Origin of the sequence: uncultured Lactobacillus sp., from assembly GCF_947367085.1 — a bacterium.
Taxonomy (GTDB): Bacteria; Bacillota; Bacilli; order Lactobacillales; family Lactobacillaceae; genus Lactobacillus.
In genome coordinates, this window is the sequence record NZ_CANBCP010000007.1 from 19,044 (window position 1) to 43,430 (window position 24,387).

20 protein-coding genes are annotated in these 24,387 nt (G+C 35.6%); 13 read left to right on the plus strand and 7 right to left on the minus strand.

The features are described 5' to 3' along the window. Genes Q0Y70_RS02215 through Q0Y70_RS02225 form a run of 3 tightly spaced genes read left to right on the plus strand, consistent with a single transcriptional unit; the run spans position 1 to position 1,742 of the window. A complete protein-coding gene (locus tag Q0Y70_RS02215) occupies positions 1–453 on the plus strand; it encodes a LytTR family DNA-binding domain-containing protein (RefSeq protein WP_297816002.1) in 453 nt (150 codons plus the stop codon). After that, entirely contained in the window at positions 453–848 is a 396-nt protein-coding gene (locus Q0Y70_RS02220; RefSeq protein WP_297816089.1) for a DUF3021 domain-containing protein, read from the plus strand. Before Q0Y70_RS02215 ends, Q0Y70_RS02220 begins: the two co-directional genes overlap by 1 nt. A gap of 51 nt (positions 849–899) precedes the next feature. After that, a complete protein-coding gene (locus tag Q0Y70_RS02225; RefSeq protein WP_297816005.1) occupies positions 900–1,742 on the plus strand; it encodes an alpha/beta fold hydrolase in 843 nt (280 codons plus the stop codon). Between the two features lie 26 nt (positions 1,743–1,768). Here the strand turns inward: Q0Y70_RS02225 and Q0Y70_RS02230 are convergent, their stop codons facing one another. The 6 genes from Q0Y70_RS02230 to Q0Y70_RS02255 form a co-directional block, all read right to left on the minus strand. Next, positions 1,769–2,290: a GNAT family N-acetyltransferase gene (locus tag Q0Y70_RS02230; protein ID WP_297816091.1), complete on the minus strand. Its 522-nt coding sequence runs from the start codon at positions 2,288–2,290 to the stop codon at positions 1,769–1,771. A 57-nt stretch (positions 2,291–2,347) separates the two neighbouring features. After that, positions 2,348–2,863, minus strand: a complete 516-nt coding sequence (locus Q0Y70_RS02235; protein ID WP_297816008.1) for a hypothetical protein — start codon at positions 2,861–2,863, stop codon at positions 2,348–2,350. 144 nt (positions 2,864–3,007) lie between these two features. Further along, complete coding sequence (frc, locus tag Q0Y70_RS02240; protein WP_297816010.1) at positions 3,008–4,357, minus strand: formyl-CoA transferase; 1,350 nt, start codon at positions 4,355–4,357, stop codon at positions 3,008–3,010. A 2-nt stretch (positions 4,358–4,359) separates the two neighbouring features. Next, the gene (gene oxc / locus Q0Y70_RS02245; RefSeq protein ID WP_297816013.1) at positions 4,360–6,090 is read right to left on the minus strand and encodes an oxalyl-CoA decarboxylase; all 1,731 of its coding nucleotides are present in this window, start codon (positions 6,088–6,090) and stop codon (positions 4,360–4,362) included. A 171-nt stretch (positions 6,091–6,261) separates the two neighbouring features. Then, positions 6,262–8,922, minus strand: coding sequence for a cation-translocating P-type ATPase (locus Q0Y70_RS02250; RefSeq protein ID WP_297816016.1), 2,661 nt, complete (start codon positions 8,920–8,922; stop codon positions 6,262–6,264). 150 nt (positions 8,923–9,072) lie between these two features. Then, positions 9,073–10,488, minus strand: coding sequence for a C69 family dipeptidase (locus Q0Y70_RS02255; RefSeq protein WP_297816019.1), 1,416 nt, complete (start codon positions 10,486–10,488; stop codon positions 9,073–9,075). Positions 10,489–10,831: 343 nt separating this feature from the next. Between Q0Y70_RS02255 and trpX the strand changes: the two genes are divergently transcribed. The 7 genes from trpX (at position 10,832) to Q0Y70_RS02290 (ending at position 19,005) form a co-directional block, all read left to right on the plus strand. After that, positions 10,832–11,824 (plus strand): tryptophan ABC transporter substrate-binding protein, encoded by a 993-nt coding sequence (gene trpX, locus Q0Y70_RS02260; RefSeq protein WP_297816022.1) that lies wholly within the window; start codon positions 10,832–10,834, stop codon positions 11,822–11,824. Next, complete coding sequence (locus tag Q0Y70_RS02265; RefSeq protein ID WP_297816025.1) at positions 11,821–12,720, plus strand: ABC transporter permease; 900 nt, start codon at positions 11,821–11,823, stop codon at positions 12,718–12,720. Before trpX ends, Q0Y70_RS02265 begins: the two co-directional genes overlap by 4 nt. Next, entirely contained in the window at positions 12,713–13,477 is a 765-nt protein-coding gene (locus tag Q0Y70_RS02270; protein WP_297816028.1) for an ABC transporter ATP-binding protein, read from the plus strand. Before Q0Y70_RS02265 ends, Q0Y70_RS02270 begins: the two co-directional genes overlap by 8 nt. Positions 13,478–13,553: 76 nt before the next feature. Further along, complete coding sequence (locus Q0Y70_RS02275; RefSeq protein ID WP_297816031.1) at positions 13,554–15,143, plus strand: APC family permease; 1,590 nt, start codon at positions 13,554–13,556, stop codon at positions 15,141–15,143. A 90-nt stretch (positions 15,144–15,233) separates the two neighbouring features. After that, positions 15,234–15,950, plus strand: coding sequence for a GntR family transcriptional regulator (locus Q0Y70_RS02280; protein WP_297816036.1), 717 nt, complete (start codon positions 15,234–15,236; stop codon positions 15,948–15,950). A gap of 116 nt (positions 15,951–16,066) precedes the next feature. Beyond that, the gene (locus tag Q0Y70_RS02285; RefSeq protein ID WP_297816039.1) at positions 16,067–17,479 is read left to right on the plus strand and encodes a PTS sugar transporter subunit IIC; all 1,413 of its coding nucleotides are present in this window, start codon (positions 16,067–16,069) and stop codon (positions 17,477–17,479) included. After that, positions 17,479–19,005, plus strand: a complete 1,527-nt coding sequence (locus tag Q0Y70_RS02290) for a sialate O-acetylesterase (protein ID WP_297816042.1) — start codon at positions 17,479–17,481, stop codon at positions 19,003–19,005. Before Q0Y70_RS02285 ends, Q0Y70_RS02290 begins: the two co-directional genes overlap by 1 nt. A gap of 109 nt (positions 19,006–19,114) precedes the next feature. On the opposite strand, the gene Q0Y70_RS02295 is transcribed toward Q0Y70_RS02290, so the two are convergent. Next, complete coding sequence (locus tag Q0Y70_RS02295) at positions 19,115–20,164, minus strand: LacI family DNA-binding transcriptional regulator (RefSeq protein ID WP_297816044.1); 1,050 nt, start codon at positions 20,162–20,164, stop codon at positions 19,115–19,117. Between the two features lie 167 nt (positions 20,165–20,331). Between Q0Y70_RS02295 and Q0Y70_RS02300 the strand changes: the two genes are divergently transcribed. From Q0Y70_RS02300 to Q0Y70_RS02310, 3 genes are all read left to right on the plus strand, one after another. Beyond that, complete coding sequence (locus Q0Y70_RS02300) at positions 20,332–21,762, plus strand: PTS sugar transporter subunit IIC (RefSeq protein WP_297816046.1); 1,431 nt, start codon at positions 20,332–20,334, stop codon at positions 21,760–21,762. 9 nt (positions 21,763–21,771) lie between these two features. Next, positions 21,772–23,988, plus strand: a complete 2,217-nt coding sequence (locus Q0Y70_RS02305) for an alpha-galactosidase (protein ID WP_297816048.1) — start codon at positions 21,772–21,774, stop codon at positions 23,986–23,988. A gap of 97 nt (positions 23,989–24,085) precedes the next feature. Next, entirely contained in the window at positions 24,086–24,337 is a 252-nt protein-coding gene (locus tag Q0Y70_RS02310; RefSeq protein WP_297816050.1) for a type B 50S ribosomal protein L31, read from the plus strand. Positions 24,338–24,387 lie beyond the last annotated feature (50 nt).

Here is a 24,387-nt window from a genome sequence, read left to right on the forward strand (position 1 = left end):
TTGAAAATTAAATTTCAAAAAGACTCATCCCTAGAATTAGACGAAATTGAAGTTGAAGTTCGAGCATTAGAAGAAAATACTACAGTTAAAAAATTAATTAATTATGTAAATAAATTTGGTAAACGAAATCGTTCTCTGTTACCAATTAAAACAGAAGATCGAATTGCTACAATTAAAGTAGATGATGTAATTAAGATTGAGGTTCAGTCGACAAGTTTAACTTATTTCACTACAAATGAAATGATAAAAACGTCGGGAAGACTGTATCAGGCAATCGAAAATTTAAATGAAAATTTCGTACAAGTTTCGCGGCATTCTGTTATTAATTTAAATTATTTGGAGTCAATTGAGAGTGGCTTTGCTGGTAATATGGTGGCAATCTTAGCAGGTAAGTTGAAAGCAGACGTTTCACGCCGCTATTTGCCGGAGTTAGAAAAGGAGCTGGGACTTTGATGAGATTGTTTGGTAAATGTTTTGACTACTTTGTTACAGGAATGGGCTTCGGTGCGATGTCTTATTTATGTATTTTAGCTTTTGCTAATCCTGGAGTTGCTCCAACTGTTAAAGGTGTAGTGTCTGTTTTTATTATTTCGGGATGTATTGGGCTACTTGCACTTCTTTTTAGTTCTGACTTACCGATCACCATTGCTATTGGAATTCATTTTGTGGGTACGCTTTTGCTGTTTTTATTAATGGAGTTAATCAATAATTGGCCAATTGATATTTGGACTTTATTAGTCTTTATCCTACTTTATGTTATTATTTGGATAATTTGTATTTTAGAACAGTTAAAAACAATTAATAAGCTTAACGATAGGATTAAGCGTAGAAATATGAATCGAAAATAGCAACAATTTATCTTAGCTAATCATGGAATAAGAGTAAGAAAGGTTAAAATCATGAAATTTAATACAATTGATGTCCATGGGTTAAAGATGTTTTACCGCGAAAGCGGTAATGAAGATTTGCCCGCATTTTTACTTTTACATGGCTTTCCAACTTCAAGTGCATTATTTAGAAACTTAATGCCAATGTTAGAAAATAACTTTCATGTAATCGCGCCAGACTATATTGGTTTTGGTCAATCAGCTTCACCAAGCCATACAGATTTTAAGTATACGTTTGAAAATTTAACTGACTATGTAGATGATTTTTTAACTGAATTGAGAATTGATAAGTTCTACATGTACGTCTTTGACTATGGTGCACCAATTGGCTTCAATCTTGCGGTGCGTCATCCTGAGAGAATCTTAGGTATTGTCAGTCAAAATGGGAATGTCTATCAAGAAGGTTTGGGCAAAAAGTGGGAAGGACGCAAAGAATATTGGGCTCACCAAACCAAGGAATTGCGTGAACAATACAAGTCCGCTTTTGCACCAGAAACAATTAAGGGTCAATATCTAGGTGGTGAAAAGCCAGGGGCTGTCGGTCCAGATGGTTATACTTTAGATATTTTTTACACGCACAAGCCTGATTATGCGGAAAATCAATCTGATTTAATCTTTGATTATCAAAGCAATGTCGCAAATTATCCTAAGTATCAAGAATATTTGCATCAATACCAACCGGAGCTGATTGCGGCTTGGGGCAAAAATGATCCAAGTTTTATTTATCCTGGTGCTCAAGCTTTTGAAAAAGATGATCCAAATGCGGAAGTTCATCTGCTTGATGGTGGACACTTTGTTCTTGAATCACATTGGCAAGAGATTGGCCAATTAATCTTAGATAAGTGGGCTAAATAAAAAACTCCCTAAAAAGGGAGTCTTTATCATTCGCAATCTCGATAAAAGTAAATATCGGCTTTATTTTCTTGAGCAGTTGCGCGGTAATCTCGATTATTAAAGCCACCAATTTCAAAGTGATTCTTTAAATAAAATAGGCAAGCTGACAAATTATTATCTTGTGCGATTGTATAAACGCCTTGCATTTTTAATGTGTGTGCTTCATTTATGCATGCTTCAATTAACTTACTGGCAATGTGGTGGCCGCGATAATTTTGGTTAACTTTTAAATCATCTAGATAAAGATACTTAAACATTCCTCTACTTAAAATTGCAATACCAACACATTTTTCCTTATCATAAGCACCAAAGTAAATTAACTCAGGATTGTATTGATAATCTTCATCAGGAAAGGGTTGTGAACTTATAGTTGAAAATTTTTTAATCTCATAGTCCCATAGTCCATTTTTTAAGCTTGGAATTAACTTACCCCAGATTTTGAATGGTTCGTTTGGCAAGTTAATATCTTTTTGGTTGGCTGCGTTTATTTTTTTGATTTCAATCATAATATTTAATCTTTCATTAGTAAAAAACTCCCAAGTTTCATTTTAAACTGGGAGTTTTACTTATTTAGTTAACTTATGTACTTTATGAGCTAAGACCATTTCTTTATTGCGGTCTTCATAAATAACGTCTTTAAGGTAGTACCATGGTACCATTAATGTACCGCGGTTATTCTTACGGAAAAGAAAATCAGCATGATGATTTTCAAGATGGCGTAAGTATCTTTTAGCATTTTGAATTTGAGTATGATGCTTCAAATTCAATCTTGGCTCAAAATCAATAATCTTGTGATTACTATTGAAAATTGGTCTTACCTTGTGATGCCAATGATGAGCACTAGCAACATGTTGGCTAACCTTTTTACCTGCTTCTACAATATTTTCTTTGGTGGCTAAACTATTCCGATCCTTCAACTCCGCATGTGGATCCAAATAATAGTTGCCTAAGCCATCTTGACGATAAAGCCGGAGCTTTTTAAATGACTGGTTCTTTTTATCCATCTTTACTTCAATAACGTCACCATTTTTGTCATTCATTAAGTACATGTGATGTTTTTTAGTGTAATTTACACCTTTCATGATCAGAAATTCACCCCTTATATATTGACTATACGCCGTATTATTATAGACATATTTTTATTTTATGCCAAGATAAAGAGCTCGAATTTAAAAAACTTTGATTACTTGATATAGTAGTCAAAGTTTTTTTCTTAGTGATAAGTGTTATTTACCTTTAATAACTTGGGTTCGGGGATTATGGGGAGTTTGTGCTTTAGAAATGACGCCTTTTTCAACTAACTCTTCTATTTGGTCGGGATCATAGCCTAACTTAGATAAAATTTCTTTATTATTTTCACCTAAGTCAGGAGCGCGATCATAAGTTGGCTGATAATTGGAAAGAGTAAATGGTAAACCAATCGTCTTAAAATTACCACGATTGCCGCCTTGATCGATGGTGACAATTGCACCATCTTTATTTAAATCAGGATCATTTTCAAGTTCGTACCAATCAAGAACAGGACCTACTGGCACGCCGGCTTTTCCTAATTCGTTAGTTAAAGTATATTTATCGTATTGCTTAGTATAAGACTCAATTAAAGGATAGAGTTCTTCTTTATGAAGCTGCCTATGTTGCCAATCGATAAATCTTGGATCAGTCTCCCATTCAGGATGGCCCATTGCTTCACAAAGCTTATCCCATTTCTTGTTTTCGTTTTGAACAACAATGTAAACATAAGCATTAGGATCAGTTTCCCAACCTTTAGCCTTGTAGGTCCAACCGATAACTTGTCCACCTTCAGTGTTTTCTGCACGTGGAATTGCTTTGCCCCATTTATAATTTGGATAAACTGCATAATGAGGTAGAGCACCGAGATTGTCGAGCATGATTTGATCACGCAATTTAATTCGGCAAAGATTTAAGACAGCATCTTGCATTGATTGATAAACAAAAGTTCCTTCGCCAGTATGTTCACGCTGAAGCAGCGCTGCTAAAATACCAATTGCTAGGTGCATACCGGAGTTTGAATCACCTAAAGCAGCGGCGGATTGGGTAGGAACGTTGTCTTGGCCCTTATTCCAGCCGGTAGCTGAAGCTGCACCGCCAGCAGATTGAGCAACTGGCTCAAATGCTTTAACATTTTCAAAACGTGAACCTTGATTAAAGCCTTTTAATGAAGCATAGATTAATCGAGGATTCATCTCATGTAATTTATCCCAGCCAAAACCATTTCTATCAGCAGAACCAGGGGCAATGTTTTCTACGAATACATCGGCTTTCTTAATTAAGTCGTACATAATCTTTTTACCTTCTGGAGTTTTAATATCAACAGTTAAGGACTTTTTATTGGCATTGAGTTGTAGGAAGTAAAGACTCCAGGAATCTTTAATATCAAGTAATTCGTTTCTAGTAGGATCACCAGTGTTAGTACGTTCAATTTTAATAACTTCAGCACCTAGCCATGCTAAAAGTTGTGTACAAGAAGGACCAGACTGTACTTGAGTCCAATCAATAACCTTGATTCCTTTTAGTGGAGCATATTTGTTTTGCTCGTTTTTTTCATTTTCACTCATTTTTATTCCTCGTTCTTTTTTACTTTATCTTCTAGTGGTTTTAAGTTTAATACAGGATTGAGATTGCCAATATGGCCGGATTCTTTTCCCATTGATGGATCGATTTGAACATCGATAATATTTGGACGATCCGACTCAACCGCTTTAAAAAATGTGTCCTTCATTTCTTGATAATTTGTGACAAAATAATTGTCACCGCCAAATGCCTTTGCTAATAAATCATAACGTCCGGTTGGATCAAGAGTAGTTGGACCTAATTGATCAGGCACCACATTGCCAATTCCGTTATAAATACCACCATTATTGATAACTACAACTGTGATCGGTAATTTGTAGCGACAAATTGTTTCAATTTCCATTCCATCGAATCCAAAAGCACTGTCGCCTTCAAGCGCTACGACGTTTTTTCCCGTTTCAATAGCACTTGCAATTGCATAACCAAGTCCAACACCCATAACCCCCCATGTTCCGGTATCAAGGCGGTGACGAGCTAGCTGCATTCCGATCATATCGCGCCCAATATCTAAGGTATTGGCACCTTCACTTACCAGATAAGTATCGGGATGTTTTTGGAAATATTCGTTAATTGGTTCAATAGCACCATAATAACCAAATTTAGGATTAGTTTGACCAGCTGCAATTCTTTTAGCAAATTTAGCATCGTTTTTAGCAGTGTCTGCTGCAATTGCGTTTAGCCAAGTTGAATCAGTCTTATATTTAATCTTTGTAAGAGCTGGGATCAATTTTTTCAAGATAGAAGTCAAATCACCCTGCAGTGGGGCATCAATTTTTTGTGATGAATCAAATTGACTAGCATCAATATCTAATTGGATAAATTTGGCATCAGGATTAAATTGTGGGGCATTGCCATAAGAGAGCATCCAATTTAATCTAGCACCTACTAAAATGACTACGTCGGCATTGTTAAGCGATAATGAGCGAGCTGCAGCAGCTGAATGTTTGTCATTATCGGCAATCACGCCTTTGGCCATTGACATCGGAAGAAATGGAATATCAGTTTTAGAAACTAAGTCTCGAAGCTGACTTTCACAGCGATCGTATGCGGCTCCTTTACCAATGATTAATAAAGGTCGTTTGGACTTTTTAATAATACTTACGGCACGATCAATTGCTTGATCACTAGGAGCTTGACTAGGAGCTGGGTCGACTAGTTTGTATATTCCGAGGTCTTTTTGATCTAGTTCTTGATCAATAGCAGAAATAGTATCTGCAGGTAAATCTAAATATACACCACCCGGTCTGCCTGACACCGCAGTTCTGATTGCACGAGCAACGGCTAGCCCAATATCTTGAGGACGATCCACACGGTAGGCTTTTTTACAAAAAGGCTTAGCAATATTGTATTGATCCATACCTTCGTAGTCACCTTGTACCAAATCAATAATGTGGCGTTCAGATGAACCAGAGATCATAATAAGCGGAAAACAGTTTTTGTTTGCTTGTGCTAAAGCTGTTAATCCATTTAAAAATCCAGGCGCAGAAACGGTCAAGGCAACTCCAGGTTTTTTTGTCAAAAAACCAGCCGCCGCCGCAGCATTAACTGCAGAATCTTCACGCCGAAAACCATAATATTTCATCCCACGTAATTCAGCTAAACGAGCCAAGTCAGTAATCGGAATTCCAACGATTCCATATAAATTATTGATCCCATTGGTCTGGAGAGCTTTAATCAAAAGATTAGCACCAGTTTTGTCTAATGTGTTATTTTCCATAATTCTATCTTTCTATATATCTGTACCTATATAAGCTCGTTATAAACTTATTTGTTAAAATTTACAAATAAGATGAGTCAAGTAAATTGCTCGTAGAGCCAATAGACAAGGTTTTTAAGTAAAATAAAAAACACCTCAGATTTATTTTGACCTGAGGTGTAGGATTATTTTTTAAGATTCAATTATTCTATCTTGGAACTGCATTTTTCTTCTTGCTTTACTGAATTCAATATGTAACATCGAAATGCCAGCACAGAATATTATAGCTAGCCATTGAACAAAATTGAGATCCACAAGGTGAAAAATTTCTTGCAATTGTGGTGTAAACAAAATTACTCCCATAAAGAGGGTAGAAATAAAAAATGAGATAAGCAGCCACGGATTGCGTAGAAAACTCTTTTTAGTAATCGTTTCAACGTTGGAATGTAAGCTAAAGCTACGTAATATTTGACATGAGGCAAGTACGCTAAACGCCATTGTTTGCCCAGTAGCATAATTTTGCCAGTTGCCTATTATAAAAGCGGCTAAGGTTAAAATAGCAACTCCGAATCCCTGAAAAAGAATTTGCTTAACAAGACCTTTTTCAAATAGAGTACCCATTTTTGCGGGCTTTTGCTGCATTATATCGTTTGCAGCTGGATCTACCCCTAAAGCTAAAGCTGGTACAGTTGCAGTAGCTAAGTTAACCCAAAGTATATGAACTGCCAGTAGCGGCGCATCCCAGTTGAAAATAGTAGCTAAGGCCAGTGTTGAAATTTCTGCAATATTGCCGACTAATAAAAAGTGAATGATCTTTTGAATATTCCGATAAACCCGTCTGCCTTCTTTAATGGCACTAACAATTGTTGAAAAGCTGTCGTCTAGTAAAACCATGTCCGAAGCTTCGATAGCAACATCCGTCCCGTTTTGACCCATGGCAATACCGATGTGGGCAGCTTTTAGAGCAGGAGAGTCATTAACCCCATCTCCTGTCATTGCTACAATTTCATTATTCCGTTTTAAACTTTCAATGATACGCAATTTATCACTAGGAGAAACTCGTGCAAAAACGGTAGCTTTTTTGACACTTTCATCCAATTGCTTATCTGACATTTGGTTTAATTCCTTACCAGATATTGCGAAATCACCGTCTGTATAAATATTTAATTGTTTTGCGATTGCAACTGCCGTTAATTTGTGGTCACCTGTAATCATAATGGTTTTGATACCGGCATTTTGACAAGTTTGTACAGCTTGTGCTGCATCAGAGCGTGGCGGGTCAATAAGCCCTACCATCCCAATAAATGTTAGTTTCTCTTCTAGTTGTGAGTCTTTAGGACAATCTGAAGGTACAATCTTTTTGGCAAATCCGAGAACTCTTAAAGCATCATTTGCCATGATTTGGTTAAGAGCCAAGATTTGCTCCTTCTTAGCGTTTGTTAATTCAGTTTCACCTGTATTGTCAATTAAGATTTTGTCGCAACGTGAAAGTAGTTCATCAATAGCACCTTTTGTATAGGCGATATTTTGATCATCAATATGATGAACCGTTGTCATTAATTTGCGATCTGAATCAAACGGCTTTTCACTAAGTCGTGGATAAGATTTTCTAAGATCTGTAAGATTAAATTTAAAATGATCAACTAAATGTAGTAATGCTCCTTCAGTTGGATCACCAATAGTTTTAGTAGGATTACTTTTGTCAAAGTTAGCATCATTACATAAACATGCAGCCAAGGTTAGTTGTTTACTTACATAATTTACGGGAAAATCATTGATTTTTCTGATTTGGTGGTTAGAAAAGTCATGACCTAAAGCAAAATGAGTCACAGTCATCTGGTTACGTGTTAAGGTTCCAGTTTTATCACTACAGATAACAGTGGCATTGCCTAAAGTTTCAACGGCTGGAAGTTTTTTGATTAATGCTTGATTTTTTGCCATTCGCTTGACAGATAGCGCCATGACAATACTTGCAGTTGCAGGTAATCCTTCTGGTATGATGGAAATTGCTAAAGAAATTGCCACTAAAAATTGTGGCACAATAGGACGATTGTATACAATTCCGATTGCTAAGATAGCTACACAGATAATGAGACCAATGATAGTCAGCTTTTTGCCGATATCGTTTAATTTTTTCTTTAATGGAGTTTCAACATTATCTTGTTTCGCAATTAAACCAGCAATTTGACCAATTTCGGTATTCATTCCAGTAGCTACTACAATTCCTTTACCATGTCCGCAAGTTACAATTGAACCAGCGAAGGCCATATTTATTTGATCAGCAATAGGGCAGTCAATTGTCAATATCGCGTCAGCTTTCTTAGAAACTGAGATTGATTCTCCAGTTAAAGCTGATTGTTCAACTTTAAAGTTAGCTGTTTCAATCAATCTAAGATCGGCCGGAACCTTGTCTCCAGCGCTCAATTCTACAATATCTCCAACAACTAATTCTTTTGCTGGAATAAGTTGTTGAGTTTTTCGAATAACGCATGCAGTAGGGGCAGCTATCGAATTTAAGGCAGCTAAAGAACTCGTGGCCTTTTTTTCTTGAATAATACCGATTAAGGCATTTAAAACAATAATTGTCAAAATTACGATAGCCTCAACCCATTCATGTAAGACTCCAGCTAATAAACTAGCTGTTAGTAAAATAAAAATCATCGGATCCCAAATTTGTTCTTTGAGCAAGGTGAAAAATGACTTGGGAGGTTTTTGGGTTAGCTCGTTTAATCCCTGTTTTGCTAAACGCTTTTGAGCTACTTCTTGACTGAGCCCACTGCTATTTGAATTTAAATTTTGAAAAGCTGCAGCGTAGTGTTCACTATAATGCAGCCGTGACCTGTGATTATCCATAAAGGATATATCACTCCTTTCTTATTCTTTGATATGGATATAATTATATTTAATACTATATAATTTTGTAAAAATATATGCTTGTCAAAAAGGCTACCTAGTAAATTACTAGATAGCCTTGATTCGATATTTAAAGAAATAATAGATAAATTAATCTAATAAATCATATTTCAAAGTCATTAAGCCATGACCTTCGTTAACCATGTTGCCAAGCAATTCAACAGTATTGTTGTAAACAATATCAGCCATCTTTTGGTTAGCAGCATCAAGTTTATCTTGAAGTTCATCGCCGGAATAGTTTGTAGCTTCTTGATCAGTTTCATGTTGAACTTGGTGGCATTGAGCCAGACTCTTTTGTTCAAAATCGGCTTCTAATTCGCCGTACACACGAAAGTTAGTATCACCAAGTTGAGCAGTCAACTTGTTAAGCCAGAAAATCTTGTTTAAATCAAACTTAGGTCCCGTTTGAAAACTTGCTGGAGTAGTTGTGATGTTAGTATAAAATGGCACCATACTGTTAAAAGTATTTGGTCCAAAGGCTAACCATTGAACACCAGCGATTTTTTCTGGAACGTCATTTCTAATTTGCAAGATATGAGTTTCAAAGTTACGGTTAATTCCAATTGGACGGAAAGTTTTCTTTTGTTCAGCAGTTCCTTGATCGCCGTAAGCATCAAATGGTGTATCTTGGTAGTGAGAACTTTCAGCCCACTTAATATCTTCAATACTAATTTTGCGATTGGCATGGCAAATAAATGGTTGATCTTGATCACTAGGCTCGCCACCAAAATCAGGATTAAAGAAGTTGTGGATATACCAAGCACGAGGATTGTTATAGTGAGCATCTTTGATAGTGGATGAACCAAAAATATGACGCAAGTTATAACCTTCTAAATCAGGATTTAGGTGATATTTTTCAATTAAGTTTTGTAAATCTTGACTAGCAATGAAATCAGGATCGTCAAACTTGAATTCATCAATGTTTAAACGGTTAGGAGCAATTACATAAGCGTCATCTGGAATACGGCGGCCAGCCCAATGATGACCACCAATAGTTTCTAAGTACCAGATTTCATCTTTATCAGAAAATGCCATACCATTCATTTCGTAGGTGCCATATTTTTCTAATAAGTATCCCACACGCATGACGCCTTCACGAGCATTATGGATGTAAGGAAGAGTTAAAGTAACAAAGTCTTCTTCACCTAAACCGCCATTTTCTAATAATGGGTCGACTCCTTGGATACGAGAGTTGGTGGTGATTGTTTCAGTAGCAGTCATTGCTACGTTGTCAGAATTGATACCAGCTGCAGCCCAAATGCCATTTTTACCTGATGCATCGGGTGCGCTAGTGTAGCGAAGAGGGTTAGGTAAAAGATCGCTATCGTCAATTTTTTGATGACTGATGACACTTTCATAGTGCTTTGGTTGATCATCTGGCATCACAACATCAAAGCGTTCGGGGATAATTGTGCGTCCGCCATCTTCACTACGAGCAATCATAGTTGAGCCATCAATCGTTGCTTTTTTGCCGACTAAAATTGTGGTACATTCGGTTTGTTTCATAAAATTTATGTGGTCCTTTCTTATTCTCTATATCTATATTGTAAGTAAAAAATATTCTTTTTGCCAAAAAAGTTTGACAGATAAAAAAAGTCTATTTATACTTATGTTAATTATTTTTTAGGAGTTTTAATCATGAATACACAAGCTTTCTTTATTAATAATAGTTGGCAAAGCCGGTAGATCGGGTTGTGGAGTATAGATGCAACCTGAGATTTCCAGATTGTATCTGTGCCGGTTGTGTATTTGGTGTAGCCTGCATGGAAGTAACATGCAGGCTTTTTCTTTAGATTTTTTAAGTAGGAGCCTGGATGCAGGTTCCTATTTTTTGTTTGGAGGAAGAGCTATGAAGCGAATGTATGGCTTAATTGCAATTTTAGTGCTTTTTTTAACGGTTGCTTTTTTTAAAGAAGATCAAAATAAAACAAAGCAAACTCAAATACCAGAAGTTGGTGTCTTGACTTTGATGCATCATCCTTCTTTGGACGAGATTTATCAAGGGTTTTTGGATGGATTAAAGCAAAAAGGTTATCGAGATGGCAAGAATATCAAAATTGATTATCAAAATGCCAATAATGATCAAAGTAACTTGCAAACCATGTCAACACGCTTAGTTGATCAGCGTCCAAATGTTTTAGTAGGAATTACGACACCGGCCGCTCAAGCTTTGGCTAATGCCACAACTAATATTCCGATTGTTTTAGGTGCAGTAACTAATCCTCAAACAAGTGGTTTAGTCAAAAATATGGCTCATCCCGAAGCAAATATTACTGGCGTTTCAGATGCAGCTCCAATTAAACAGCAGCTTCAGCTGATTAAAGAATTTATGCCTAATTTACAAACACTGGGAGTTATTTATACCTCAAGTGATGCTTCAGCAGTATCAGGCTTTCATGAAATTGAGGCAGAATGTCGAAAAATGCATATAAAGTTAAAAGCCTTCTCAATTGCCAATAGTAACGACTTAAATCAAGTCTCTGAGCAAATGTTTAGACAGATAGATGCAGTAATTGTGCCAACTGATAATACGATTGCAGGAGCAATGCAAACTTTAGTAAAAAATGGTAATGCAGCAGGTAAACCCATTTTTCCAGCGGCTGCAAACATGGTTAAGCAAGGCGGATTAGCTACTTACAGTGTTAACCAATATGAATTAGGAAAATTAACAGCAGATATGACTGTGGATATCTTACATGGTAAAAAAGTTTCTTCATTACCAATCAAACGTATCCAAAAAGGACAGCCTGTGATTAACCTTAAGCAGGCAAAACGTTTGAAAATCAAGGTTCCTGAAAGCTTTCTCAAGCAATGTGAAAAACAAGGGGTGGTATATCGATGAACTTAGTAGTTTCAGCAATTGGACAGGGTCTGTTATGGGCTTTGCTTGGATTAGGATTATATTTAACTTTTAGAATTTTAAATTTTGCGGATATGACTGTTGAAGGAACTTTTCCTTTAGGCGCTGCAGTAGCAGTAGCTTGTATTTCAAAGCAAATGAACCCATATTTGTCTACTTTAATGGCACTTCTGGCGGGAATGTTAGCCGGGTTAATTACCGGGCTTTTATACACTAAAGGTAAGATTCCAATTTTATTAGCAGGAATTTTGACGATGACGGCTATTTATTCGGTCAACCTACGTATTATGGGAGGCTCTAATATATCTTTATTAGGTAAAAAGACCTTGTTTACTAATCAATTTTTACACAGCCTGCCCCAATATTTTGACAGCGTCATTTTAGGATTGATTGTGGTAATAATTATTACTTTACTGCTTATCTTTTTCCTGAAGACTGATTATGGTCAAGCCTTTATAGCGACAGGAGATAATCCTGTTATGGCAAAATCGCTGGGGATTCATACTGATTCAATGGTAATTGTTGGCTTGATGCTTTCTAATGGAATTGTAGCTTTATGCGGTGCTTTAATTGCGCAAAATAATGGTTATGCGGATATTAATATGGGAATTGGGACGATTGTTATTGCTTTGGCCTCAATTATCATTGGAGAAGTAGCTTTTGGCGAATTAACATTAAATCAGCGTCTTATGGCAGTCAGCTTAGGAAGTATTATTTATCGTTTGATCTTATTAGCTGTTTTACAGTTAGGATTTTCTGCTAATGATTTGAACTTAATTTCCTCAATTGTCTTGGCAATTTGTATGATGCTGCCACAACTTGAAAAAATAATTAACATTAAACAGCCAATTATGAAGGGAGTGAAAAAGCATGACTGAGCCTATTTTAGAACTTAAAGATGTTAAGACCACCGTTAAAACTGCAGATGGTCAAGTAGTGCCAATACTAAAAGGTATTAATTTAAAAATTAATACTGGAGACTTCATTACTATCATTGGTACAAATGGTGCGGGGAAGTCCACTTTATTCAACACAATTGCAGGAAACTTGCGTGTTACTAGCGGGCAAGTTATGCATAATGGTGAAGATATAACTAAATTGCCAGAAGAAAAGCGAACGAAGTTCATTAGCCGGGTTTTTCAAGATCCAAAGTTAGGAACGGCTCCGAGAATGACGGTGGCTGAGAATATGTTATTAGCAACTAAAAGAGGGATGAGACGTCCGCTTTTATTGAGAAAGTTAAAACAAAAAATGCCCGATTTCATTGAAATGGCAAAGACTATGAACAATGGTTTAGAAAACCGAATGAATACATTTGTAGGTGGCCTTTCAGGTGGACAAAGACAAGCATTGAGTTTTTTGATGGCAACAATTACCAAGCCAGATATTTTGCTGTTAGATGAACATACGGCTGCTTTAGATCCCCATACTAGCCAAAATTTATTAACTGTAACTGATCAAAAGATTAAGCAAGATAAACTAACTGCGTTGATGATTACTCACCATATGGAAGATGCTTTAAAATATGGAAATCGCTTATTAGTTTTAAAAGATGGTCAAGTCAAAGCTGATATTAGACAAGATCAAAAACAAAAACTGCACGTAGCAGATTTATATGATTTTTTTGAAGATTAAAAAAGGCAGCGTCTATTGTAGACACTACCTTTTTTAGATAGAATATTTCTAACTATTTAGGATGAGGAACGTACGTGTGAAGAAAAATAATATACATAAAATTAGTTTATTTTCTGCAGTTATGCTGGCACTTAATTCATTAATTGGTTCTGGCTGGCTCTTTGGTTCTGGTTCTGCCGCTCGAATTGCTGGTCCTGCTGCAATTATTTCTTGGATAATTGGTGCTGTGATTATCATTGCAATTGCGCTAACTTATGTAGAATTAGGGACTAGCTTTCCAGAAACTGGTGGAATGAGTAAATATGCTCAATATAGTCATGGGCCACTCTTAGGCTTTATTGCAGCTTGGGCCAATTGGATCTCTTTAGTTACTTTAGTGCCAATGGAAGCAGTAGCTGCGGTTCAATATATGTTATCTTGGCCATGGCAGTGGGCTAACTGGACAAAGCATTTTATGAATCAAGGCACGATTACGACTAGTGGCTTATTAGTAGTCTTTTTATTCATGTTAATTTTTACTTTGATTAACTTTTGGTCAGTCAAACTTATGACGCACTTTACAAATTTGATTTCGATCTTCAAAGTTTTACTGCCAACATTGACGATTGTGATGTTAATGATTTCTGGCTTTCATACTAGCAATTTTGGTCATGACTTACACAGCTTCATGCCATATGGTAGTCGGGCAATTTTTGAAGCAGCAAGTGGTGCTGGGATCATCATGTCTTATGATGCCTTTCAAACAGTTATTAATATTGGTGGAGAATTAGAAAATCCGCGTAAGAATATCATTCGAGGCGTCTTAATTTCGATGTTAGTGACAGCTGCGATTTATATCATGCTGCAAGTGGCATTTATTGGTGCGGTTGATCCCAAAATGGTAGCTAGAAGCTGGCATGGCGTTAACTTTAGTTCCCCATTTGCGGATATTGCAATCTTACTTGGAATTAATTGGCTAGTTGTTTTGCTTTATATGGATGCTTTTGTTTCTCCATTTGGAACAGGGGTTGCTTTTGCTGCAACGGCTTCTCGAGCACTAGCTGCTATGACGCATAACAAGCATTTACCAGCGTGGCTGGGAAGACTTAATAGAAGATATTTGGTTCCTCGTTTTGCGATGGTCGCCGATTTAATCTTGGCGATGATTTTAGTTAGTGTGTTTAGAAATTGGAACTTGTTAGCTACTGTTATTACTGCGGCAACATTAATTGCGTATTTAACAGGTCCTGTCACAGTGATGTCTTTAAGAAAAATAGCTCCCAATTTAAATCGCCCATATCATCCAAGCTACATGAAGTGGTTAGCTCCTGTGACATTTATTTTAACGAGTTTAGCTATTTATTGGACAATGTGGCCGACTACTATTCAAGTGATTTTTGTGATTGCTTTAGGAATTCCAATTTATCTTTATTACGAGATTAAACTTAAGCAAAAATCATTTAAACAAGAGTTTAAACATGCTGCTTGGTTAATTTTGTATCTTGTATTTATGTCATGCATGTCTTATGTGGGTAGTGAAGGCTTTGGCGGAATTAACTGGATACAATATCCGTGGGACTTTTTAGTAATTGCAATTATCTCATACGGCTTTTATCGCTACGCAATTGCCAGTTCTTTGAAAAAAGTTGATGACAGTGTGATCGCAGTTAATGAGAAGGTGAAATAAAAAGGGATAGAGAATTTTTAATTGGTGTAACTGATGCTATTTCATGATAGAATAAATTTGATATGACAAATTTAGAACGAAGATGAGTAGATGAAAGAGACACCCAAATATTTATTAATTGCCCAACGATTAAAAGAATTAATTACTTCTGGCGAATATAAACCTAATGACCAATTACCAAAAGAATATGATTTGGCAAATTCATATAATGTGAGCAGAATTACCGTACGAACAGCTCTTCAAGAATTAGAAAACGAAGGTCTAATTTATAGAATCCAGGGGGCCGGTACTTTTGTAAAAAGTCATTCACTGACACAATCTACAATTCAAGGGAGCTTAGAACCTTTAAATTTAAAAAAATATCATTTGAAGCTAGTTGATTTTGAAGTGGGGCAAGTACCAAAATTAATTCAAGAAGGCCTAGATTTAGCGCCATATGATGTGGTTTATACGATTAAGAGAATCGCTTTAGATAAAGCAAAAAAGTTGATTGCTTTTCAAAGATTATTTATTCCTGCTAAAGTAATTCAAGGTCTAAATATGAGTATGATGGAAAATTCTATTTACCCAATTATTGCTAAAAGAGTAAATGACAAACCTCAAAAAGCTGTTCGTGAAATCACCTTAACTAAAGCTGATGATGAACTGCAGGCCGAAAATGAAATTCCAGCAGGTTTAGTTCCTAAAGATGAGCCTGTCTTAAAATGTGTTCAACATTCATATTTATCTGGGGGTAAACCATTTGAATGGAATGAAACCTACTATCGAATTACCCAAAGTCCTCTCAAACAAGTAATTGTTTTATAAATAAAAATGTCAAAACTAAAAGTTTTGGCATTTTTTGTTATATCAAATATTGACAAAATTATAATTTGTTATAACATTTAATTGTAAGCGGTTACTAAAGCCTTGGAGGGAAAATTATGAAAGATTTTACTAAGACTTCTGGATGGCAGAAGTTTAAAAATACATTTATTAAGACCGCAGGTAAAATTGCGGGAAATAGATTACTACTGACGCTGCGTGATACGTTCGTATTAGTTGCAGCAACAACTATGATTGCTGGTTTTGCAATCATGATTCAAAACGTTATTGTTGATCCAGTGAATGGACTTATTTTTGGTAAACAAGGTCTTCAGATTGGCCGTCTTATTTCTGGGTCATGGGGTGCGTGGGAAGCATCTGGCTTTTGCCATGTTTTAAAGACGATTGCAAACCTGATTGCCTTAGTTTCAAATGGTTCTTTGAATATCTTTTCATTATTAATTGCGATTGTCTTTGCTTATGAAGTTTCAAAGCACTATTTTGCTGATAAAGAAGAGCACATGACAGATGTATTATTTGCTATCGGTGCATTTTTTATCTGCTTACCTTGGAACTTTAAGTATGCTATTGCTGGTACTAAGAAAACTGTTGATATCTTAAATTATGTTGATACACAATACTTTGGTACACAAGGGGTATTTGCAGCTGTTCTTATTTCAGGATTTGCTGTTTGGCTATATAACTTTTTCTTGAATAAACATTTTACGATTAAGTTGCCAGATTCTGTGCCACCAGCAGTTGCACAAAGTTTTGCCTCATTAATTCCTGGTACATTTACTTTGGGTATATTTATTATTTTAACTGGTATTTCAACTGCATGTACTGGTAAAACGATGCCGGTCTTATTCTTATCAGTCTTGCAAGCACCAGCTATGGCAATTGCTAAGACTGGAGCATTTGCGTTTGTTTCTCAGTTTACTTGGAGTTTATTACAATGGTTCGGTATTCACCCAACTTCAATTTGGGGACCAATCTTTGGTTTGACTTGGACAATTAACGATACCCAAAATATGCTGGGACAAGCTCACCACATTTATTCAACTTTGTTCATGAACTTCTCCACTATTGCTGCTGGTACTTTCTCATTGTCACCAGTTCTGGCAATTATGATTGCATCAAAGAGAGTAGGAGTTCGTAAAATTACAAAAGTTGCTTTACTTCCAGCTGTTTTCAATATCTCAGAACCTATTACTTTTGGATTGCCAATTGTTTTGAATCCAATTTACTTTATTCCATTTGTATTAGCTCAACCGATTGCCTTCTATATTGGTTTGTTCTTTACGAAGATTGGGTTTATTGCTCCAATTGTAAACAACGTTCCATGGACTGTCCCAACTCTTCTTTCAGGATTGTTGTATACAGGAAATATTCGTGGTGTGATTGTGCAAGCGATTGCTTTAGTTGTGACGACACTACTTTATATTCCATTTGTGAAAATTGATAATAAGTTAAATGCTGAAAGGATCCAAGAACAAGAGATGGATCAAGCGTTAAAAGAAGATGGACAATAATGAAGTTAAATCAAAATATATTAGCTGATTATTTTCAAGATGGGATGGTTTTACCCAGGAATAAAGAATTTTATTTAGGAGGTAAAGTTGCATCTGAAAGTTTGGTGAAGATTAGTTTTAATGGTAAAACTACTAATGTTTTAAGTGATGATTTAGGCAACTGGCACCTACATGTTGGTGCGATAAGTAACTTTAATGGTGAAGCTGAGATTAAAGTTATGTCTAACAAGCACAGCCAAGTTATTAAGAATCTTCACTTAGGAAAAGTTTATTTACTTAGTGGACAGTCAAATATTGAGTATCGTTTAAAAGATGAAGCTGACTTTAGCCAGGTTAAAAAGGATCTAGATAATTGTAAATATCAAAATCTATATTATTATAATGTTCCTCAAATTGATTTTCTTGATTCAAAAACTGGCAAGATTTTACCCAAAGATCTAAAAGAAGAAACCTGGCATCATGTTAATTCCAAAAATGCTGGTGATATGTCTGCAGTAGGTTATTATATGCTACAAAAATTATCTGAGATCAATCCACATGAGCCACTAGCTATCGTAGACTGTTTTAAAGGTGGCACGAGTGCTAGTGTTTGGATTGATAAAAGAGATTTATCATCTGATCCGGAACTAAATGAAGCATTCATCAAGCCATACCAAAAAGCAATTGCAGGTAAAACAAAAAAAGATTTTGACCAAGAAACTAAAGAATATAACCTCAGAGTTGAAAAACATAATCACGATCTTAATGAGTACCTAAGATTGCATCCCGACACAACACTCAGTGATGCTAAAAATATCGTTGGCCACACTCCGTGGCCGCCTCCCATGAGACCGGAATTATTTACTCGGCCAGCTGGACTTCATCAGACTATGATGGATCAGATTAAATATGGAAGCTTTAATATGCTGATTTGGTATCAAGGTGAAAATGATACCGATCGCGCACAGTATTACCATAAATTGTTACCCATGCTAATTTTTACGTGGCGTAAGACTTTAAAAGATCCATCTTTACCCATTAAAGTGATTCAGCTGCCTGGATATGCAGATTATCCACAGGATTCGGCAGCGCTTATTCGCCAAGTTCAATTAGATACAAGTCGTCAACTAACCAACGCTGATTTAGTTTCATTCGTTGATGGTGGAGAAGAGCATAATATTCATCCTACTCACAAAAAGAAAATGGGACGTAGATTAGGCAGCATAGTCAGTGGGAGAAATTATCTAGGTAGTCCTTATGTGGATAAAGTCATCCAACAAGATAAAAGAATACTTCTACATATCACTCGCTGTGAAAGTTGCAAGCTTTCTGGAAAAGCGACTATCAAGTTGATTGGTGGTCAGCAAAGCCGCTCTTATGAGGTTCAAGAATCAGATTTGAATAAAAATTATATATCTATCCCTCTCAAAATAAATGATCTTAGGCAAATCTCTTATGGATATGAAAACTATCCTCAAAATATTGGACTTTATAATGAACTGGACTATCCACTTTCTCCATTTAAGATTGAAGTGAATAACGTGTAATTAAATGCTAAATCAATTAACTGATCAATTAATTGAGAGCAAGATTTTTTATTCTATAGGTAGGATAGACTTAACTTAACTATTCAATAAATTTTATGAGTGAAATATATCAGCGAACCGAATCATTTGATTCGGTTTTTATTTTGCGGATTGAGTCGCGAATAACTAACTTACTATTGAAAATAATGCGAATAGACATGTTTCTACCGCTAGACACCCTAGCTTTAATAGTATCAACTGCTAATTTTCCCATTTCAAAAGAATCGATATGAACAGAAGATAGTGAGGGCGAGAAATACTTTGCACTTTCAATATCGTCAAAACTAAAAATAGAGATATCTTGGGGAATTTTTAACCCTCTTTCTTTGATAGCTTTATAGACTCCAATTGCCATTGGATCACTTGCTACAAGAATAGCAGTTGGAGTGAATTCATTGAGTAATTTTTTTGTGTTTTGATAACTATAATCAGGTCCCCAATCACTTAAATAAGCTTTTGCGTATTGGGTTAAATCGTGTAATTTCATCCATTTCAAATAAGCTTGGTAGCGAACTTCGTTTTTGCTATTGTGAGTGATGCCATTTTGATTAATGATACTTGAATAGCCGCCAATATAAGCAATTTTTCTATGACCATATTTATAAAATAGATCAAGTATATTAGTTGTTTGATCATAAAAATCAGATTGGATAATATCAACTGATGAGATTGTGCCATAATAGTCCACTAAAAGTAAATTTTGGTTGTATTTACTAGCATTAACTATTGTAGCTTTATCAAGATTTCCGATAACTAAGACAGCATCGTACTTAGACAAATCAGTCCACTTTTTATCAGCATCTCTCATATTGAAGATAGTTCTAGCTTCCATTCCCCATAAGGCGCACTCTTTTAGGATGCCTTTTTTTATTTCAATAAAATATGGATCTGAAGTGATCTCATTGGGATATTGATTTACGATAAGGCCTATTTTGAATTTGGTTTTTCTTTCTAAAAAGCTTTTCCCATGTTGATTATGATAATTCAGCTGCTTAGCAATCTTTAAGACTCGAGATCGTGTTTCTTCATTAACTTTGAAAGTCGGATCTTGTTTTAAGATTCGTGAGACAGATGCTACTGAAACTTTGGCTAAACTAGCAATATCTCTCATATTTGCCATAATTATTCGCCTTTCTTTTTAGTAAACTTAGTAAACAATAAAGTGCTTGACATTGTTCTTAGCTATATTGCCTATAAGAGTAGAATACGCTTATACTTTAAATAAAGAAAGCGCTTTTAATAGAAAGTCTGTTTACTAGATTTATTAAAAAGGGGAGAAAAAATAAGATGGATAATAAATATAAAAGTTTTATAAATAAACATATTATTCCACCTGTTGTTAAGTTCGTTAATTTGCGGGCAATGAAGGCTTTAGCAAATGGTATGGTTTATACATTGCCATTTATTTTGGTGGGATCAATCTTCTTGATTTTAGCTAATATCCCTATTCCTGCAGTTGCCAATGCAATAAAGGCGTCTGGATGGGAAGTTTTATTTAACCAAGTTTATACTACTTCGTTTGGTTTTATGGCTTTATGGGCAGTTTTTGGTATTGCTTATGAATACACAAAAGCAGATGGTCACGGCAAACCTGCATCTTCTGGTTTAATTGCCTTAGGCGTATTTTTCCTTCTACAATCTTTACAAATTGCTAATCCATTAGTTGCTGCGATGGGAAAAAGTGGCTTAGGCATTACAGATGCGGCTGGTAAAGTTTTATACACAGGAAGTCAATTAACGCATCAGATTGATAAATTACCTGATGCAGTTCAAAACTTTTTGACTTCCCCAGTGACAGGTGTGATTAATAATACCTGGCTTGGTGGACAAGGAATGGTAGCATCAATCATTATTGGTCTGTTAGTTGGTTGGAGCTACTCTGCTATTATTAAACGCGGCTGGAAGATTACTTTGCCAAGTCAAGTTCCAGGCAATATCGCAGATCAATTTGATGCAATGATTCCAGCAGGAATTATTTTGACTGTGTCAATGTTTGTTTTTGCATTCTTCAAAGAGATTTTACATACTGATTTCTTACAATTTATTTATCATACTATCCAAATTCCACTGCAAGGAATTCCAGATTCATTCTGGGGAATCACAATTATGGCATTCTTTGTTTCCTTCTTCTGGTTATTTGGTGTTCACGGTGGTATTATTGTTGGCTCTATCACCAGTGCAATGCTTTCAGCTAATTCATTTGATAATGCTGCATTATTTAAAGCTGGAAAATTATCTGTTCAAAATGGGGCTCACATTGTAACAGCTGAATTCTTTAATAACTTTGTCAATATTACTGGTTCAGGTATTACTATTGGATTATTGATCTATGCTTTGGTATTTGCTAAGTCTGTAAAATTAAAGAGTATGGGTAAGATTGAAGCTATTCCTGGTATTTTTAACATTAATGAACCTTTCTTATTTGGCTTGCCAATTGTTATGAATCCCTGGTTAGCAATTCCATTCTTCTTAACTCCGGTGATCTCAGTAATGTCAACTTACTTACTAATGAAATCGGGCATTATTCCACCATTAACTGGTATTTCCGTTCCATGGACAATTCCACCAATTATTCAAGGAGCAATTGCTGGAGGATGGAAAGTTGGATTATGGCAAGCAGTAGTATTATTGATCTCAGTCGTAATTTATCTTCCATTTGCTAGAAGATATGATAAATACTTAATGTCTCAAGAAAAGGCAGTTTCACAAGAAAAATAGGTATAAAAATTGATTGATATTGAGAATAATAAGTATTTCCATTTACATAATGAAAACATTAGCTATTTATTTTACGTAATGGAAAATAAGGAATTAGGATCGTTATATTTTGGTAAAGCTTTAGGTGATTTATCTATAGATGATCTAACTTATATATCGACCTATCATAATCCATCGGCAGGTGTAGTAAACTTTAGTCCCAACATCCCTAATTTTACGTTAGCTGATCGACGCCAAGAATATCCAACTTATGGTACGTCAGATTTTAGAGAAGGAGCGATTAATTTAAGTCGGGATGACGAATATCTATATACAGATTTTGTTTATGAATCTTTTGAAGTAAAAAAAGGCATTGCTCGCAACTTATCTTTTCCTAGTGCATATGGCGATGATGGTGAGGAATTAATTATTAAACTTGTGGATAAAGGCCATGAACTCGAATTATATTTATCTTATTTTATTTTTCCACAAGTCAGTGCAATTGTGAGGCAAGTTCAAATCAAAAATGTGGGTAAGTATGCACTTACTGTTGAAAACTTACAAAGTAGCGTTTTAAGTTTACCGAATAGTAATTATGATTTTTTACAGTTATCTGGAGCTTGGACGAAAGAGCGTCATATAAAAAAGCGTCCGCTTGTTCAAGGTATTACTAAGGTTGAATCTTTGCGTGGTGCGTCTAGTCATCAAGAAAATCCATTTATTGCTTTAGTGGATAAAAATGTGACTAACTCTACTGGTGAAATCTACGCTAGTAATTTGATCTATTCAGGAAATTTTGTTAGTCAGGTCCAAGTGGATGAATGGAATACTACACGCCTTATGACTGGGATTAATCCACAGCAGTTTTGCTGGAAATTTGAAAAAGATGAAAGTTTCACTTCCCCGCAAGCTGTCTTGTTTTACACAAGTAACGGCTATAACGGCTTAATGAGGCAGACGCATAGCTTTGTTAAAAACCATATTGTGGATTTGAAGTGGAAAAAGCGAAAACGGCCAATTGTTTTAAACAACTGGGAGGCGACTTACTTTGATTTTAACGAAGATAAGTTACTAAATTTAGCCAAGCAAGCGAAAGCCTTAGGGATAGAATGCTTTGTTTTAGATGATGGCTGGTTTGGAAAACGTGATAATGATCGGACTTCTTTGGGAAATTGGACTGTTAATATGAGAAAGTTTCCACAAGGTTTAGGTCATTTTAGTGATCAACTGCATGCTTTAGGGCTGCAATTTGGGCTTTGGTTTGAACCAGAAATGGTGTCACCAGATACAGAGATTTTCAAAAAGCATCCGGATTGGATTGTTCATCATCCTTATGAACGCTATAGCGTAGGACGTGGTCAATATGTTTTAGATTTTGCAAATCCTGAAGTTGTGGATAATATTTACCAACAGATGGCTCATATTTTGAGTAATATCAAGATCGATTATATTAAATGGGACATGAACCGCAATATCACTGAAGCATATTCTCCCTATTTAAAAAAGCAACGTTTGCCACAAGGCGAATTTTTCCACAGATACATTCAAGGCGTTTATCATTTATATGAAAAACTGCTCAGACATTTTCCTGATTTACTTATTGAGGGATGTGCAAGTGGTGGTGGACGCTTTGATTTAGGAATCTTATTTTATAGCCCACAGATTTGGCCAAGTGATGATAGTGATGCACTTGAGCGCCTTGATATTATGCAAGGGACACTGCTTGCTTATCCCTTATCAACATTTAGCAATCATGTTTCAGCAGTTCCTAACGATCAAGTTAAACGGATGACAAGTTTAAGCTTTAGACAAAACGTTGCCTGTTTTGGCCCCTTAGGATATGAACTTGATTTAAACAAATTGAGTGAGAAGGAAAAAGAAGAAATCAAGCAAGAAATTAGGTGGTATAAAGAAAATCGAAATTTGTTAGTTAATGGAAAATTTGATGAATTATTATCTTTGAATAACAATAATACTTATGCTTGGAGTGTAAGTTCAAAGCGTAAACAAATAATTGGATTTTACCGTAAACTTGCTAGACCAAATGAAGAATTAGATCAATATTTAATCCCCTCCAATATTGATTTAAATGCCCAATATCAAATTAATGATCATACTTTAGTATCTGGCAACGTTTTACACAATTTTGGTTTACGCGAACCTTACCAATTTAATGCAGCTAATGAAAATACTGCTGAATTATTTGGAGATTTCCAATCTTATCTTTATCAGCTTGTGCATAAGTAGAAAAATACCTTGAAATTAGTGCTTGAAGGTGCTATTCTTAATTAGTCATATTAATCTATGGTCTGAAAGACTGACCATGGCAAAGGAGATTAAAATTATGAAACAAGGCATTCATCCAGATTACCAAGAAGTTGTTTTCATGGACTCAGCAACTGATGCTAAGTTCTTAGCTGGTTCTACTTTAAAGCCAACTGAAACAATCGATTACGAAGGTAAGACTTATCCATTAGTTCGTGTTGAAATTTCATCAGATTCACACCCATTCTACACTGGTAAGCAAAAGTTTGCTCAAGCAGATGGACGTATCGAAAAATTCAACAAGAAGTACGGTATTTCTTCAAAGAACTAATATTTCTTGGTTTTCACCAAAAGAGCAGTTCCGTGTGGGACTGCTCTTTT

What these genes read in the sequence shown, in the direction of transcription:
- Q0Y70_RS02220 (WP_297816089.1), top strand. Translation starts at nt 453, where the DNA reads ATGAGATTGTTTGGTAAATGTTTTGACTACTTTGTTACAGGAATGGGC.
- Q0Y70_RS02225 (WP_297816005.1), top strand. Translation starts at nt 900, where the DNA reads ATGAAATTTAATACAATTGATGTCCATGGGTTAAAGATGTTTTACCGC.
- Q0Y70_RS02235 (WP_297816008.1), bottom strand. Translation starts at nt 2,863, where the DNA reads ATGAAAGGTGTAAATTACACTAAAAAACATCACATGTACTTAATGAAT.
- frc (WP_297816010.1), bottom strand. Translation starts at nt 4,357, where the DNA reads ATGAGTGAAAATGAAAAAAACGAGCAAAACAAATATGCTCCACTAAAA.
- oxc (WP_297816013.1), bottom strand. Translation starts at nt 6,090, where the DNA reads ATGGAAAATAACACATTAGACAAAACTGGTGCTAATCTTTTGATTAAA.
- Q0Y70_RS02250 (WP_297816016.1), bottom strand. Translation starts at nt 8,922, where the DNA reads ATGGATAATCACAGGTCACGGCTGCATTATAGTGAACACTACGCTGCA.
- Q0Y70_RS02255 (WP_297816019.1), bottom strand. Translation starts at nt 10,488, where the DNA reads ATGAAACAAACCGAATGTACCACAATTTTAGTCGGCAAAAAAGCAACG.
- trpX (WP_297816022.1), top strand. Translation starts at nt 10,832, where the DNA reads ATGAAGCGAATGTATGGCTTAATTGCAATTTTAGTGCTTTTTTTAACG.
- Q0Y70_RS02265 (WP_297816025.1), top strand. Translation starts at nt 11,821, where the DNA reads ATGAACTTAGTAGTTTCAGCAATTGGACAGGGTCTGTTATGGGCTTTG.
- Q0Y70_RS02270 (WP_297816028.1), top strand. Translation starts at nt 12,713, where the DNA reads ATGACTGAGCCTATTTTAGAACTTAAAGATGTTAAGACCACCGTTAAA.
- Q0Y70_RS02280 (WP_297816036.1), top strand. Translation starts at nt 15,234, where the DNA reads ATGAAAGAGACACCCAAATATTTATTAATTGCCCAACGATTAAAAGAA.
- Q0Y70_RS02285 (WP_297816039.1), top strand. Translation starts at nt 16,067, where the DNA reads ATGAAAGATTTTACTAAGACTTCTGGATGGCAGAAGTTTAAAAATACA.
- Q0Y70_RS02290 (WP_297816042.1), top strand. Translation starts at nt 17,479, where the DNA reads ATGAAGTTAAATCAAAATATATTAGCTGATTATTTTCAAGATGGGATG.
- Q0Y70_RS02295 (WP_297816044.1), bottom strand. Translation starts at nt 20,164, where the DNA reads ATGGCAAATATGAGAGATATTGCTAGTTTAGCCAAAGTTTCAGTAGCA.
- Q0Y70_RS02300 (WP_297816046.1), top strand. Translation starts at nt 20,332, where the DNA reads ATGGATAATAAATATAAAAGTTTTATAAATAAACATATTATTCCACCT.
- Q0Y70_RS02310 (WP_297816050.1), top strand. Translation starts at nt 24,086, where the DNA reads ATGAAACAAGGCATTCATCCAGATTACCAAGAAGTTGTTTTCATGGAC.